Origin of the sequence: Glaciecola nitratireducens FR1064 (assembly GCF_000226565.1) — a bacterium.
Taxonomy (GTDB): domain Bacteria; phylum Pseudomonadota; class Gammaproteobacteria; order Enterobacterales; family Alteromonadaceae; genus Glaciecola; species Glaciecola nitratireducens.
Window position 1 is genome coordinate 61,620 of record NC_016041.1, and the last position, 13,661, is coordinate 75,280.

At 43.6% G+C, this 13,661-nt stretch carries 17 protein-coding genes; 13 read left to right on the top strand and 4 right to left on the bottom strand.

Annotated features, from left to right (window positions below; all coding sequences use genetic code 11):
* The first annotated feature begins 379 nt into the window (after positions 1 to 379).
* The 5 genes from rpmB to mutM all read left to right on the top strand — a co-directional run bounded on the left by rpmB (position 380) and on the right by mutM (position 3,446).
* A complete protein-coding gene (rpmB, locus tag GNIT_RS00255) occupies positions 380 to 616 on the top strand; it encodes a 50S ribosomal protein L28 (protein WP_014107088.1) in 237 nt (78 codons plus the stop codon).
* A gap of 9 nt (positions 617 to 625) precedes the next feature.
* Positions 626 to 781 carry a 50S ribosomal protein L33 gene (gene rpmG / locus GNIT_RS00260; protein WP_014107089.1) on the top strand — a complete coding sequence of 52 codons (156 nt, stop codon included), beginning with the start codon at positions 626 to 628 and terminating at the stop codon, positions 779 to 781.
* A 231-nt stretch (positions 782 to 1,012) separates the two neighbouring features.
* Entirely contained in the window at positions 1,013 to 2,062 is a 1,050-nt protein-coding gene (locus GNIT_RS00265) for a CDP-glycerol--glycerophosphate glycerophosphotransferase (RefSeq protein WP_014107090.1), read from the top strand.
* An 83-nt stretch (positions 2,063 to 2,145) separates the two neighbouring features.
* Positions 2,146 to 2,625 (top strand): hypothetical protein, encoded by a 480-nt coding sequence (locus tag GNIT_RS00270; protein ID WP_014107091.1) that lies wholly within the window; start codon positions 2,146 to 2,148, stop codon positions 2,623 to 2,625.
* An 8-nt stretch (positions 2,626 to 2,633) separates the two neighbouring features.
* Positions 2,634 to 3,446 (top strand): bifunctional DNA-formamidopyrimidine glycosylase/DNA-(apurinic or apyrimidinic site) lyase, encoded by an 813-nt coding sequence (gene mutM / locus GNIT_RS00275; protein ID WP_014107092.1) that lies wholly within the window; start codon positions 2,634 to 2,636, stop codon positions 3,444 to 3,446.
* A gap of 79 nt (positions 3,447 to 3,525) precedes the next feature.
* On the opposite strand, the gene coaD is transcribed toward mutM, so the two are convergent.
* Entirely contained in the window at positions 3,526 to 4,017 is a 492-nt protein-coding gene (gene coaD, locus GNIT_RS00280) for a pantetheine-phosphate adenylyltransferase (protein ID WP_014107093.1), read from the bottom strand.
* Positions 4,018 to 4,155: 138 nt separating this feature from the next.
* Here coaD and GNIT_RS00285 point away from each other — a divergent pair, with 138 nt between their 5' ends.
* A complete protein-coding gene (locus tag GNIT_RS00285; RefSeq protein WP_014107094.1) occupies positions 4,156 to 5,637 on the top strand; it encodes a capsule assembly Wzi family protein in 1,482 nt (493 codons plus the stop codon).
* Positions 5,638 to 5,652: 15 nt separating this feature from the next.
* Here the strand turns inward: GNIT_RS00285 and GNIT_RS00290 are convergent, their stop codons facing one another.
* Positions 5,653 to 6,495 (bottom strand): 3-deoxy-D-manno-octulosonic acid kinase, encoded by an 843-nt coding sequence (locus tag GNIT_RS00290; RefSeq protein WP_014107095.1) that lies wholly within the window; start codon positions 6,493 to 6,495, stop codon positions 5,653 to 5,655.
* Between the two features lie 78 nt (positions 6,496 to 6,573).
* Between GNIT_RS00290 and GNIT_RS00295 the strand changes: the two genes are divergently transcribed.
* From GNIT_RS00295 to glpG, 5 genes are all read left to right on the top strand, one after another.
* Positions 6,574 to 7,620: a glycosyltransferase family 9 protein gene (locus tag GNIT_RS00295; RefSeq protein WP_014107096.1), complete on the top strand. Its 1,047-nt coding sequence runs from the start codon at positions 6,574 to 6,576 to the stop codon at positions 7,618 to 7,620.
* A gap of 97 nt (positions 7,621 to 7,717) precedes the next feature.
* Positions 7,718 to 8,911 carry a glycine C-acetyltransferase gene (kbl, locus tag GNIT_RS00300; protein ID WP_014107097.1) on the top strand — a complete coding sequence of 398 codons (1,194 nt, stop codon included), beginning with the start codon at positions 7,718 to 7,720 and terminating at the stop codon, positions 8,909 to 8,911.
* A 35-nt stretch (positions 8,912 to 8,946) separates the two neighbouring features.
* The gene (tdh, locus tag GNIT_RS00305) at positions 8,947 to 9,975 is read left to right on the top strand and encodes an L-threonine 3-dehydrogenase (RefSeq protein ID WP_041246516.1); all 1,029 of its coding nucleotides are present in this window, start codon (positions 8,947 to 8,949) and stop codon (positions 9,973 to 9,975) included.
* 4 nt (positions 9,976 to 9,979) lie between these two features.
* Positions 9,980 to 10,330, top strand: coding sequence for a thiosulfate sulfurtransferase GlpE (gene glpE, locus GNIT_RS00310; RefSeq protein WP_014107099.1), 351 nt, complete (start codon positions 9,980 to 9,982; stop codon positions 10,328 to 10,330).
* The gene (glpG, locus tag GNIT_RS00315; protein ID WP_014107100.1) at positions 10,327 to 11,298 is read left to right on the top strand and encodes a rhomboid family intramembrane serine protease GlpG; all 972 of its coding nucleotides are present in this window, start codon (positions 10,327 to 10,329) and stop codon (positions 11,296 to 11,298) included. Before glpE ends, glpG begins: the two co-directional genes overlap by 4 nt.
* Here the strand turns inward: glpG and GNIT_RS00320 are convergent.
* Positions 11,295 to 11,714 (bottom strand): flagellar basal body-associated protein FliL, encoded by a 420-nt coding sequence (locus GNIT_RS00320; RefSeq protein WP_014107101.1) that lies wholly within the window; start codon positions 11,712 to 11,714, stop codon positions 11,295 to 11,297. The two genes, glpG and GNIT_RS00320, sit on opposite strands and share 4 nt — an antisense overlap.
* A gap of 67 nt (positions 11,715 to 11,781) precedes the next feature.
* Here GNIT_RS00320 and GNIT_RS00325 point away from each other — a divergent pair, with 67 nt between their 5' ends.
* Together GNIT_RS00325 and ubiA are read left to right on the top strand one after the other, a co-directional pair.
* Positions 11,782 to 12,468, top strand: coding sequence for a chorismate--pyruvate lyase family protein (locus tag GNIT_RS00325; protein ID WP_083822399.1), 687 nt, complete (start codon positions 11,782 to 11,784; stop codon positions 12,466 to 12,468).
* A complete protein-coding gene (ubiA, locus tag GNIT_RS00330; protein WP_014107103.1) occupies positions 12,468 to 13,331 on the top strand; it encodes a 4-hydroxybenzoate octaprenyltransferase in 864 nt (287 codons plus the stop codon). The genes GNIT_RS00325 and ubiA overlap by 1 nt, the downstream gene beginning before the upstream one ends.
* 30 nt (positions 13,332 to 13,361) lie before the next feature.
* Here the strand turns inward: ubiA and ubiK are convergent, their stop codons facing one another.
* Positions 13,362 to 13,607, bottom strand: coding sequence for a ubiquinone biosynthesis accessory factor UbiK (ubiK, locus tag GNIT_RS00335; RefSeq protein WP_014107104.1), 246 nt, complete (start codon positions 13,605 to 13,607; stop codon positions 13,362 to 13,364).
* Positions 13,608 to 13,661: the final 54 nt, after the last annotated feature.

Genomic DNA, 13,661 nt, shown 5'->3' on the forward strand with positions numbered 1-13,661 from the left:
AGCAGGTAAAAGCCAACTATATTGTTCGAACTAGCCGTCTTATTAACAGGCCATTTTCAATCAATAATTTAGCCAAAATAAAGACTCTCGCTTGTCGATAATTTGTTATACTGCGGCTAATGGAGTGTGTAGAGTTTTAACTTTTTCGATGTGATACAAAAGTACTTTTGTGAATAAGTATTTGTAGTCAATCTTTGCATTGTAGGTGAGAAACCACCGTTAATCCGTTAAAAACGCAAAAAAATCGCCCTAACGTGAAGTTTTTGTTGAATTGGGCTGTTGTTTGCTGTATAAAATGCGCCCTCATTATTAAAGACGTTTAACAGCAATTTTTGTTTGCTTGGGTTAGACGGCAAACAGTTTTTCTGGAGACAATAAGATGTCAAAAGTTTGTATAGTTACAGGTAAGCGTCCTTTATCGGGCAACAACCGCTCACACGCTAGAAACGCGACTCGTCGTCGCTTTTTGCCAAATCTTCAAACTCACCGCTTTTGGGTTGAGAGTGAAAACCGTTTCGTGAAATTACGCCTTACTACTAAAGGTATGCGTATTATCGATAAGAAGGGCATTGATACAGTATTAGCTGATATCCGCGCTCGTGGCGAGAAAGTTTAAGGAATTACCATGAGAGATAAAATTAAATTAGTTTCTACTGCTGGTACTGGTTTCTACTACACCACAGACAAAAACAAGCGTAATATGCCTGGCAAAATGGAGATCAAAAAGTATGATCCTAAAATTCGCCAACACGTTATGTTCAAGGAAGCAAAAATCAAGTAATTAACTTGCATTTTGTCTCCACAAAAACCCGGCTTTTGCTGGGTTTTTTGCTTCTAGATTGTTGTTGCTTGCAATGTATTGTTGCTCCATTGAATACATGCAAAGAAATAAGCAATCATGGAGTTAAACCACAAGCAAGAACACAAACTCCCTTGTTGTTAATAAACTCTATTGATCAATTGCGCGTCTACCTGTCTAATAGGTAAGTGTGCTGTTCTACTTAATAGACTAATGAAAAAATATTTGTTTTACATCTCTCAAAATTACTCATTTGAAGTTTTGCGCCCTTTACAAAGTGAAATTTGGCGCCAAGGTGGGGACGTCGCTTGGTTTGCAGAAGATGCTGGCGTTAATGTAAACGTTTCTTTTTTCAGGCCGAATGAGCAAGTACTTACCAATATTGAAGATGCAATCGCGTTCAACCCATTTGCTGTTTTTGTGCCAGGCAACATGGTTCCCACTTTTTTGCCTGGTTTAAAAGTAGGCATATTCCATGGCTTTGTTGGTTTCAAAAAGCGTAAGAAAGATAATCTAAATTATCATTTTATTATTAGAGATTGTTTTGATTTGTATTGTACTCACGGCGAGTCATCCACTGCCACATTTCAAGCACTGGCGAAAAAACATAAGCACTTCCAAGTTATCGAAACGGGCTATTGCAAAATGGATCCGTATTTTTCATCCTTGTTAGCGGACAAAAAGGTGAATGAAAAGCCAGTGATTTTGTTTAGCTCTACGTTTTCACCAAGAATGACGCAAGCACCTACATTATTGCCATACATCGAAAAACTATCGCACAATACAAAATGGAAATGGAATGTGACTTTTCATCCTAAAATGGCGAAAGAAACGGTTGAGGCATACAAGAAGATTCAGCATGAAAATTTAAGCTTTATCGAAACAGATGAGCTTGCTCCGCATATGGTTGAAGCGGATTTGATGCTGGGTGATAACTCGTCTATGATTACCGACTATCTGCTGTTGAACAAGCCAGTTGTGACCGTTAACAATGAAGCGCCAACGCCGTATTTGCATAATATCACTGACCCAGAACAACTGGAAAGCGCGATAGAATATGCGCTTGCTCAACCCGAAGAGCTCATGAACGCAATTAGAGACTTCGGGCAGTACACTCACCCGTATACGGACGGTAAGTCGGCAGAGAGAGTTTTGCTCGCTGTCGAGCAAGCTGCACAAAACATGTATAAAATGAAAAAAAAGCCGCACAATTTTATTCGCAACTTAAAAGCCAGAAAGAAGTTTTCTTATTGGAAGTTCTGAATAGGGCACCGAACAGGAGCTCTAGTTCGGCGCAGCAAGATATTAATCTAGCGACAATCTACGGCGTAAAACTAGGGATGTAAATGGTTCGACTATCGCAAAAAGCGTGGAACAACGTGATTATCTTTGCCATGTTGGCGATGATCCTCATATTGAATATAAGTAGCTTTAAATCAGATGACTCTGACTTCCCTGTGCCTATTATAGAAGAAGGAGGGCTCTTACTTAGTTTGCAAATTGATCAATATGTGATTGAACGTGCGGGTCAAACGTGGCGCTTATCTTCTTCGAGCCCCTTAGCAAATGAGCAATCTTTAGAAGAACGCTCCGATGCCTTAGCTAAGTTAGTCGACAACTGGCAGAGAGCGCTCGTCAAATCACAATATGAGGTAACGGCAGAGGTATTGGAGTCACCCGATGTCGTTGTGGTTTTATGGCTAGCGGGTGAACGAAATGGTCTTGTACTACCTATAAAGACGATTAATCAGCAAACTTATTTAATGTTCAACAATGAAGTGATGTTATTAGACTTCCCGACAGTTGAACAACTTACTCAGTGGTAACTTAATCCATGCCAGAATTACCTGAAGTCGAAGTCACTAAACTGGGTATTGCGCCTTTTTTGGAAGGCAATGTCATTAGTAAAATTGTCGTTCATCAGCCACAATTGCGATGGATTGTGCCATATGAGGTGCAGCTTGCATGCCAACAAACCATTAACTCAGTGACGCGCCGAGCAAAGTATTTATTCATCAACACTGACGTTGGCGCCTTAGTCATGCACTTAGGGATGTCGGGTAAGATGCGGGTGGTTGATACGCACCTTGAGCGCAAAAAGCATGATCATATTGAAATAGAATTAATGACAGGTAAGAAGTTAGTGTTTAACGATGCGCGCCGCTTTGGTTCTTGTTTATGGCAATCGCCAACTGAACCGCCTTTGAAGATATTGCGCTCCTTAGGCCCCGAACCATTGACCGCTGAGTTTGACGCTAAAGTATTGTTTAGTAAATCGCGAGGCAAGCTGTCGCCAGTTAAGAGCTTCATTATGGACAATGCTGTGGTAGTTGGCGTTGGGAATATTTACGCTAATGAATCGCTGTTTAAGTCAGGTATTGACCCACGTAGAGCGGCAGGAAAAGTGAGCCTTAAACGCTACAAATTACTGACAGAGAATATTAAACAGGTGTTAGCGAATGCAATCAGTCAAGGTGGAACAACGTTAAAGGACTTTGCCCAAGCCGATGGCAACCCGGGCTACTTTGCACAGCAGTTGCTGGTTTATGGGCGTGCTGGTGAAGCGTGTGAAATTTGTGAAACACCTATTCGTTCTGTCGTTATTGGTCAACGTAATACGTTTTACTGTATCCAGTGTCAAAAATAGAAAGTAGATTTGTAGCTACAAATCTACACTGACAAACCTAAGCTTAGTATGATGTTAATGCTTCACTGAACATAACTGATTACTTCTTATGATGTAAACGTTGCTCTAACGCCTCTAATACTTCTGGCGCAACAAATTCACTGACGTCGCCATGGTGTAATGCGACTTCCTTAACTAAGGTAGAAGAAATAAACGAGTTTTCTTCGGATGGGGTTAAGAATACGCTTTCAAGATCACGGTTAAGACGTCGGTTCATGTTAGCGAGTTGAAATTCGAATTCAAAATCAGAAACGGCGCGTAAACCACGAATAAGTATGTTTGAGCCTTCAACACGGGCTAAATCGGCAAGTAAACCAGTAAAGCCTTTTACTTCAACGTTCGGTAAATCCCGTGTAACGTGCTTCACCAACTCAACTCTTTCTTCTAAGCTAAACAATGGTTGCTTGTTGGGATTGTATGCAACAGCAACCATCACGTGTGAAAACATTTTCGATGCTCTACCGATAAGGTCAGAGTGGCCGTTAGTGATGGGGTCAAATGTGCCAGGATAAATTGCTTTAATTTGTGTCATCCCTAATATGCCTGTGGTGTTAGTTGAGAGTAGGGGAGTGACAGTAACTGAAACGGGGCAATAATTGCAATTAATTATCGATAAAAAGTGTTTAACTACAGGCCAATGCGATAATATCGTGTGTGGATTTTTTACTATATGGACTGGATTTATTTCGTGATGTTTCGCGCCTTCGCTATTTTCTTTTTACTTCTTGCCTTCAGCACATCGGCTTTAGCTTCGCCGTGGGTTGGCACGGTGGATAAACAATTACATTATGATCTACAAACACTGCAGGAGTGGGGCTATTTAGACGCAACTCTAATTACCTATCCAGTGCCTTGGAAAGGGGTTGCCAATCAGATACTATCGCTAGATGAACGCAACATGCCTCAAATGCCAAGACAGGCTGCGCAGCGACTAAGCCACTATTTGAATCTGCAAAAGCAGGAAAAAAGCAGGACCTTTTTAGAGCTGCAGGCTTCCAGTGATGATCCTAGGCTAACTTCTTTCGATGGTATAAACGATATCAAAGCCTCTGCCAAAGTTACCAGCGAGTTTTATTGGGACCGTTTAAGCGGTCAACTAAGCGTTAATTACCAATCCGGCGGCGAAAAGAATTTAGACAATAGCTTTCTGGCTTATCAATTTGGTGAGTGGAACGTTCGGGCGGGCTCAATTGATCAATGGTGGGGACCGGCGCAGTCAAGCAGTTTAATATTGTCTAATAACGCAAGGCCCATCCCAACGTTAGCACTCTCACGCTCATCAGCAGTTGCATCAGAGAGCCAATGGTTATCTTGGATGGGACCTTGGTATTTCACGAGTCAGTTGGGGCAGCTCGAGAGCAACAGAGCCGTACCGGATACAAAGTTGCTGTTAAATCGATTTACTTTTAGTCCGTTTAAGCGCTTTGAATTTGGTGCATCTTGGGCGGCTATGTGGGGCGGCGAAGGTCAACCTAATAGTTTTAGTGACTTCATTGATGTCATTACATTTCAGGCAGTATGCACTCGTGAGCGCGATGTTTGTGATGATTCTGATTTAACCAAGCAAGGCAATCACCTTGCTGGATTTGACGCCAAATATACCTTTAAGCTCTTCGAAAGACCTATTTCTGTATACGCTCAACGCATTGGTGAAGACGCCGTTAGTGGCATTAACATTACGGACCAAGCGAACCTATTTGGTATTTCTACCTATTTTGCGAATGCGAAAGTGTTCCTAGAAAGCAGCGATACTAATATTACATGTGCAGGCGACGGCAGCACCATCACCAATTGCTATTATGAGAATGGTGTATATACCAGTGGGTATCGCTATAGAGGAAGAGCGATTGGCAGTACTTTTGACAGTGACGCCAAACAAGTCACTGTGGGTGCTAACATTCGCTTTGACGGTGGTGCCATTGCTGAGGTTATTTTACGCAAAGCCGAATTAAACCCAGATGGCACAAGACCCTCACCTGTTTTAACTGACGACGTAACAGAGGATTTGCTACAACTGAGCGGCTTTTATCAACGCCCCTTCGGCGACTGGTTGCTAAAGGCAGGCGGAAGCATTGAATCACGTAAATTTGTTACGCAGGATAACGAAGTTGACGCACTGCTGTATTTGAACGCGACTTACGCATTCGACTAGCGCTTGATGCGGTTGCTAGGATTGATAGCCTTGCACAACTGACTTCCAACAATCTTCATCGTAATAATAGGGCGAAAATTTCGCCCTTTGTTTTTCTAGAGAACGTTTAAATCTCGCCAAATTTGCACTTTTCCAAGCGTCCCCGCTGCGAATTTTGCAACCATCAAAATCCAATAGATACACTTTTATCTGCGTTTCATCACCGCTCTTTACCGATGGCTGGTCTGAAGTTTCAACCGACGGTGTCTTTTCGCCTAATAATTCTTGTTGTAAAGTTGAGTTGGGTTGTTGCAGCAAGACATTTTTGACATTGATATCGTAGTGACAAGCTTGAAGGTCGTGCATTTTGCGCAAAGTCGCACCGATCTGATGCCATACAGAGGGCTCAAGCGCCTGCTGTAAAATGTTGCTGTGCAGTTCTTGAGCGCGAGGAATAGTGCCGGTAATGATGTCAGCGGTATAGGAAAAGCGAGTGTGCTGTAGCTTTGCAGCTAAAGGTTTTGGAACGTTTAAACCTGCGTCATGTAATTTCGCTAGCAAGCTAAGCTCTTGATAGGGCCGCGTTTGTGTTACATCACGAAATATAAACTTGTCGGTAGATACCTTAGCAACCAATCCACCGCGATAATAATGACGTAAGACGCAATTTTCGCCGGATACCGAGAAGAAATAAACTAAGCCGCGGCCAGAAGCGGTATTTGTAATTAAATTTTCAGTCAATAACCAGCTTGGATCGAAGCGTTGGCATAAGCGGTTCAAATCGTCATTGAGAGTTTCAGGGCATGGCGCCCAAGTGCTTCGCTTAGGCAACAAAATAAACTCATTTGGCCCAACGGAAAAGGTCTCAATCACTGGCATATTCTTGGTGTGCGCTTCAAAAACTAATAATATGGTGTAACATATCAAAAATCATGTACTTAGCCTAATGGAATTCAATTGAGCCAAGCTTTTCAACTTTGCATTTTACGCTTATCAGCAATTGGTGATGTTTGCCATGCAGTCGCGATGGTGACGCGCATTCGCAAACATCGGCCTGACATTAAAATTACGTGGATTATCGGAAAAATAGAGCATCAACTGCTGAAAGGTATGCCGGGCGTTGAATTTATTGTGTACGACAAAAAAGGCGGTAAAGAAGCGAAAGAAGCGGTCAAGCAAGCGCTTGCTGGGCGTGTTTTTGATGCCATGTTTGTCATGCAGGTGGCGTTGCGCGCTAACTTGCTGTCTAGTGTCGTCAAAGCGAAGCGTCGAATAGGTTTTGACTGGGCTCGCAGTAAAGAAGGACACTGGTTATTTACCAATGAACGTATTGAAGCGGTAAAGTATGCCCATGTGCTGGAAGGGTTTATGGGGTTTGCTGATAAGTTAGGTATTCCCAAAGACGACGCCTTACAGTGGGACATGCCGCTTGATGACGAGGATAAGGAATGGGCAAAAAGCCAAACTGAATCTTTAGGTAAGTATGCAGTTATCAGTCCGGCAGCATCGAAGGCAGAACGAAACTGGACTGTTCACGGTTATGTGGCCGCTGCCCAGCATTTGATACAAAAAGGCTATAAAATTGTTCTTTGCGGTGGTCCTGGGCCCTTAGACTTGGCAATTTCAGAGAAAATAATGCAAACGCCCGATATTATCGCATTGAACTTGGTAGGCAAAACCAGTCTAAAGCAAATGCTAGCGGTATTAGCAGACGCATCGTTAGTGATAGCGCCAGATACAGGCCCCGCGCACATGGCAACAACAGTGGGAACGCCTGTGGTTGGTTTGTATGCGCATAGTAATTTTCGGCGCACGGGCCCTTATCTATCTCAAGAATGCGTAGCTTCGGTTTACGATGTTCAAATAAAAGGCCAGAAAGGCAAAGAGTGGGTTTATCTTCCTTGGGGTGCGAGAGCGAAGGGTAAAGATTTAATGACGTATTTACTGGTCCAAACTGTACTGAAAAAGATTGATCGGGCGCTCGGTGAACTAGACACTGAGTAAACAATACTGGACAATGTGCGTATACGAAGTTCATTCACAAAGCGCTGGGCTGCAATAGGCTCCATGCAATCGCTTTCACTCATTCGAGGGTTAATTAATGTCGCAAGGTTTCATTTCACACATTCAAGCTCAATTAGACGCCGCGAAAAGCGACGGTCTTTACAAAAAAGAGCGCATCATTACATCGCAACAGCAAGCCGATATAACGGTAACGAACAATGAACATGTCATCAATTTTTGTGCGAATAATTATTTAGGACTGGCTAATCATCCTGACTTGATTGCCGCTGCAAAAGCAGGCTTAGACTCACACGGCTTTGGCGTTGCTTCGGTTCGTTTTATCTGCGGCACCCAAGATATTCACAAACAGTTGGAACAAAAAATTAGCGAGTTTTTGGGTACGGAGGACACCATTCTTTATCCATCTTGCTTTGACGCGAACGGTGGCTTGTTTGAAACGGTTTTAGAAGCAGACGATGCCGTTATTTCTGATGCGTTGAACCATGCGAGTATTATCGATGGCGTTCGTTTGAGTAAGGCAAAGCGCTATCGCTATGCAAGTAATGATATGCAAGCGTTGGAAGAGCAACTGATACAAGCAACGAAAGACGGTGCAAGATTTAAGCTGATTGCTACAGACGGTGTTTTCTCGATGGACGGCGTTATTGCTGACCTCAAAGGCATCTGTGATTTAGCAGACAAATACGATGCGATGGTCATGGTTGATGATTGCCACGCAACCGGGTTCGTTGGTGAAAATGGTCGTGGAAGCCATGAATATTGTGATGTTATGGGGCGCGTTGATATTCTCACCGGCACGCTAGGCAAAGCATTAGGCGGCGCTTCAGGCGGCTACACTTCAGGTAAAAAAGAGGTGGTCGAATGGTTGCGTCAGCGCTCAAGACCTTACCTTTTCTCTAACTCAGTTGCGCCTCCTATTGTCACGGCATCTCTGAAAGTATTTGACATGATGGCTAATGGTAAAGGGCTTCGTGATGCCTTAATTCGTAACTCAGTGCATTTTAGAACGCGCATGGAAGATGCTGGCTTTACCTTATCGGGCAAAGACCACGCAATTATTCCTGTTATGTTAGGCGACGCTAAGCTTGCTAGTGACATGGCGGACAAAATGTTGGCACGTGGCATTTATGTCGTCGGTTTTTCATTCCCTGTTGTACCTAAAGGCAAGGCACGCATTCGCACACAAATGTCGGCGGCACACAGTATTGCGCATATCGATAAAGCGGTTGATGCTTTCATTGAAGTGGGCAAAGAGCTAGGAGTTATTTAATGAATTCACCATTAAAAGATGCACAAGCGAAGCAAATGAAGTCTCTGGCTAAGCTACACAGAGAACCTGGTATTTGGATGACCGACAATCCTGTGCCAGAGATTGGCCCGAACGATTTAATGATTAAAATTCGTAAAACGGCCATTTGTGGCACCGACATGCATATTTTTAATTGGGATGAATGGTCACAGCAGACGATCCCGGTTCCTATGATCGTGGGTCACGAATACGTAGGTGAAGTGGTTGAAATAGGGCAAGAAGTTGCTGGTTTTAAACTAGGTGATCGTGTTTCAGGAGAAGGACACATAACGTGTGGACACTGCAGAAACTGTCGTGCGGGTCGCAGACATTTATGTCGCAACACTACCGGTGTTGGCGTCAATCGACAAGGCTCGTTTGCTGAATACTTAGTGTTGCCTGCGTTTAACGCATTTAAGATACCAGCGAATATTAGCGATGATATGGCTGCTATTTTTGACCCCTTCGGTAACGCAGTGCATACCGCATTGTCATTCGACCTCGTCGGAGAGGATGTATTGATTACGGGCGCTGGGCCGATAGGCATCATGGCAGCTGCGGTTGCAAAGCACGTTGGTGCACGCTATGTGGTTATTACCGATGTGAATGATTATCGCCTCGATTTAGCGAAGAAAATGGGCGCAACACGAGTGGTCAACGTCGCCTCTGAAAACCTAAAGGACGTCATGGACGAACTTGGTATGACGGAAGGTTTTGATATTGGATTAGAAATGTCGGGCGTGCCTTCTGCGTTTCGCGAAATGCTCGATAAAATGAATCACGGTGGCAAAATTGCTATGTTGGGTATTCCACCGCAGAGCGTCGCGGTTGATTGGAATAAAGTGATTTTTAAAGGCTTAACCATTAAAGGCGTTTATGGTCGCGAGATGTTCGAAACATGGTACAAAATGGTAAGCCTGTTGCAAAGTGGTTTAGATTTGAGCCCGATCATTACTCATCAATTTAGTGTTGATGAGTTTGCCAAAGGCTTTGAAGTAATGGGTTCAGGACAAAGCGGAAAAGTTTTATTGGATTGGCAAGGATAGAATAATGGAACAATTTGCACATATTTCAGTACAAGATACGAAAGCTAAGATAGATGCAGGTGCAGCTAAAATTGTAGATATTCGAGACGGTCAATCCTTTGGGCAAGCTCATATTCCCGGAGCGTTTCATTTGAATAATGACAGTATCCAGCGTTTTATAGATGCGAATGACTTCAACACGCCGGTTATTGTGGTTTGTTATCATGGTCACAGCAGTCAGCAGGCCGCTCAATATATGTTGCATCAGGGCTTTGAAGAAGTGTACAGCATGGACGGCGGTTTTGAACTTTGGCGAACACAGTTTCCATCGCAAACTGGCATTGATACGAATGATGCTTCGGGAAGTAATTCTTGAGTGATTTAGGCAAAGGAGAAGACCAAACAGGGGGTAAAGTAGGTACGCCAATTTTAGCCTTCTCTGATAAAAAGCCGGCGCGATTGCTGGCAAATTACCTTATCAGTGCCAGCATTGATGTCCATATTGTTAAGGGAAAGCCGGAAGCTCAAGAACATAGGCTTATTAGCAATAGTGACGATGCTGGTGAAAAGCTTCACTATCAAATAGTCGTGCTCGACTCAAATGATGTGCCCAAAGCGCTAAAAATAGCCGAAGATTTTGTGTCAAACCCCAATCAAGGTAAGTACCAACAGGCAGCATGGGAAGTAGGGTCATCTTTTCAGGAGCCGAAACCAGCAGTAAAGCGCTCTACAAAAAATAACTCAGGTTCAGCGCCATGGATACAAGATTTGAAATCTACCCCCTTTATGTCACTGGTGTTGTTTATTTGTTTGGGGGTTTTTCTTCTTAGCTATCTTGGTGCGTTCAATTATATTCTGCAGGCTTTGACTATTCGCAGCTTGGACGAACTTGCACAAAGCAATCAGTGGTGGCGGCTGTTTACACCTGCCTTCATACATTTTGGTGTTATCCACATTGTTTTTAATCTAATTTGGTGGTGGGTATTGGGTTCACAGTTGGAGCGAAGCTTTGGGTCCATCTCGCTAGCTGTGATATTTGCGATTGCCGCCATTAGCTCCAACGTTGCGCAGCTTCTTGTCTCTGGCCCAAATTTTGGCGGCTTATCTGGTGTCGTATACGCATTATTTGGCTATGTATGGTGGATAGGCTGGTTGCGCCCAAGTTGGGGGATTGGCTTGCCCAATAGTCTAGTGTATTTTTTGCTGGCTTGGTTAGCCCTCGGCTACCTAGAAATACTATGGGTTAATATGGCAAATGAAGCGCATTTATTCGGTTTAATATCGGGGTGCTTGATGGCTCTCGCCACGCATCAGCTAGCGGGGAAAAAGCGCCCACACAGCTAGCCGCCTTGGCGTAAATATTTGGTGAAGATGATGTTTTCAATCACATCTTCGCCAGTTTCGCGTTTCATAATATCTTTGAATTTTTGCAGTAGCAATCGGCGTATATCTTCTCGGCCGGTCAGAGAGCGAATTTTATCTTCAGGCTGCGCGCCAAATACTTCTATAGCAGTAGCCCGCAAAAGCGGCATGTGATGCTCAATACTCAGGATTTTCGACGGATCTGCAACCATCATTTCGATGGTAACTCGCACATAACCAAGTTTATTAGAATTGTCGCCAGCATAGTTGGTAACGATATCAGGCTCTAAGCCTACGTAGGCATAAGTTGGCCTTGTCGCTTCGTCTTGCGCATGGCCCAATTCAGGTGTTGCTAGCAACCACACTGCCACACTTACGAGCAGAAACCCTTTTAACATGAAGTGGAGGCTTAGTTGCCTTTTCGCTGCTACCGTCATAGATTCATATAATTTACTAAATATTGTCATGTTAGCGCCTCTGGAGAAGTACAATACGGATGCAGATACAATCTATGCTGTGTTAGACTTATTATATCGGATTAAACTCAATTTTCTAAATCACTTGCCGCAAATAAATCAATTTCCTTTAGGTATTAAGGCTACTTGGAACCAAGCAGCTCAATACAACATTCCCAATCAGCAATTGGCTGACTGGTTACTACATACTGGCTCTTTAACTGAGCGCCTGCAAGCACTTACGCATAACTTTGAGGTAAGAGTTTTAGGCCAAGCAACTATTGATGCCGATGAAAGCGAGCAAGCTGCGCTGGTGGATTACGACAAACACGATTGGCAAATCCGAGAAGTCATTCTATATGGTAACGGTAAACCATGGGTGTTTGCGCGCAGTGTGTTACCTGAGCACTTATGCAAAACGACATGGGCAACGCTGGGCAATCAACCACTTGGGCAACGTATTTTCAATGACGATAACTTTGTACGCAGCGAGTTTGTTATCACACAATTGGCTAGCAATCCGATAGCGAGTATTGAAGACGGCCCGCTCACCGAGCACGAAACAGAAGTTTTATGGGGCCGACGATCTGCGTTTCAAATCAAAGACTGGCATTTACTCGTGGCCGAAATATTCTTACCCGACTGTCCGAGTTATATATCTGAATCAGCCGACTCACTCAATTCGAGTGTTAAATAATGTTGCTAAATTGGGAAAATAAAGGCGCCTATTGGCGCTTAATGCGAGTTGATAAACCCATCGGTATTTATTTACTGTTGTGGCCAACCGTGTGGGGTTTGCTTTGGGCAGCAGAAGGTCTGCCACCTTTACATATCTGCCTTATTTTTGTGATGGGCGTTGTCCTCATGCGCTCCGCGGGTTGCGTAATAAATGACTACGCCGATAGAAAGGTTGATGGTGCAGTAGAGCGCACACAAGCAAGGCCAATTGTTTCAGGTGAGGTTGAACCGAAAGAAGCGCTTCAGTTATTCTATTTATTGGTCGCTAGCGCTTTTGTTTTAGTCTTATTCTTAAATACAAAGACCATCATATTATCCATTGGCGCTTTATTTCTGGCGAGCCTTTATCCCTTTATGAAGCGCTATACTTATTTCCCTCAGGTGATATTAGGCGCCGCATTTGGTTGGTCTATACCGATGGCTTTTATGGCCACACTAGGCGAATTGCCGGCATGGCTTTGGCTGATTTACATCGCAAACTTAACCTGGACAGTGGCTTACGATACCGCATATGCAATGGTCGATAGGGAAGATGATATAGCGATAGGCGTTAAGTCTACCGCTATTCTCTTTGGTCGCTTTGACGTGACCATCATTGTCTTATTAAACATAGCGACGCTGGTGCTGCTAGCCTACGTAGGATGGTTGACTAACTTGCATTCACTTTTTTATCTAGGCTTAGCGGCAGCTGCTGTGATGTTTGCTTACCAGTTTACACTAATAAAAACACGCCAAAGAGACGCCTGTTTTGCAGCCTTTTTGCACAACCATTGGGTAGGCTTGAGTATTGCCATTGGCTTGGCGTTTGGCGTACTGCTATAGCTGTTTTAACACTGCTTCGCCTGGATTAAACTACTCTTTTGCAGCTTCGAGTGCAGCAATACGCGCTTCCATTGCTTCTAATTTTTCTCGCGTACGGATCAATACCTTGTTTTGTACGTCAAACTCTTCGCGTGTGACTAAATCAAGTTTTGACAACTGTGACTGCAGTACCTGTTTTACTCTGCCTTCTGCTTCTCCAGCCATGCTTTTAACGCCTGCGGGAATGGCATCGCTGATATTCTTCGCTATTTCTTCTAATTTCTTTGGGTCGAGCATTCTATAGTCCTTTGATTCAGTTTCTTATTAATAATTGTAGCCCGAAATGAAAAA

What these genes read in the sequence shown, in the direction of transcription:
- rpmB (WP_014107088.1), top strand. Translation starts at nt 380, where the DNA reads ATGTCAAAAGTTTGTATAGTTACAGGTAAGCGTCCTTTATCGGGCAAC.
- rpmG (WP_014107089.1), top strand. Translation starts at nt 626, where the DNA reads ATGAGAGATAAAATTAAATTAGTTTCTACTGCTGGTACTGGTTTCTAC.
- GNIT_RS00265 (WP_014107090.1), top strand. Translation starts at nt 1,013, where the DNA reads ATGAAAAAATATTTGTTTTACATCTCTCAAAATTACTCATTTGAAGTT.
- GNIT_RS00270 (WP_014107091.1), top strand. Translation starts at nt 2,146, where the DNA reads ATGGTTCGACTATCGCAAAAAGCGTGGAACAACGTGATTATCTTTGCC.
- mutM (WP_014107092.1), top strand. Translation starts at nt 2,634, where the DNA reads ATGCCAGAATTACCTGAAGTCGAAGTCACTAAACTGGGTATTGCGCCT.
- coaD (WP_014107093.1), bottom strand. Translation starts at nt 4,017, where the DNA reads ATGACACAAATTAAAGCAATTTATCCTGGCACATTTGACCCCATCACT.
- GNIT_RS00285 (WP_014107094.1), top strand. Translation starts at nt 4,156, where the DNA reads ATGGACTGGATTTATTTCGTGATGTTTCGCGCCTTCGCTATTTTCTTT.
- GNIT_RS00290 (WP_014107095.1), bottom strand. Translation starts at nt 6,495, where the DNA reads ATGCCAGTGATTGAGACCTTTTCCGTTGGGCCAAATGAGTTTATTTTG.
- kbl (WP_014107097.1), top strand. Translation starts at nt 7,718, where the DNA reads ATGTCGCAAGGTTTCATTTCACACATTCAAGCTCAATTAGACGCCGCG.
- tdh (WP_041246516.1), top strand. Translation starts at nt 8,947, where the DNA reads ATGAAGTCTCTGGCTAAGCTACACAGAGAACCTGGTATTTGGATGACC.
- glpE (WP_014107099.1), top strand. Translation starts at nt 9,980, where the DNA reads ATGGAACAATTTGCACATATTTCAGTACAAGATACGAAAGCTAAGATA.
- GNIT_RS00320 (WP_014107101.1), bottom strand. Translation starts at nt 11,714, where the DNA reads ATGTTAAAAGGGTTTCTGCTCGTAAGTGTGGCAGTGTGGTTGCTAGCA.
- GNIT_RS00325 (WP_083822399.1), top strand. Translation starts at nt 11,782, where the DNA reads ATGTTAGCGCCTCTGGAGAAGTACAATACGGATGCAGATACAATCTAT.
- ubiA (WP_014107103.1), top strand. Translation starts at nt 12,468, where the DNA reads ATGTTGCTAAATTGGGAAAATAAAGGCGCCTATTGGCGCTTAATGCGA.
- ubiK (WP_014107104.1), bottom strand. Translation starts at nt 13,607, where the DNA reads ATGCTCGACCCAAAGAAATTAGAAGAAATAGCGAAGAATATCAGCGAT.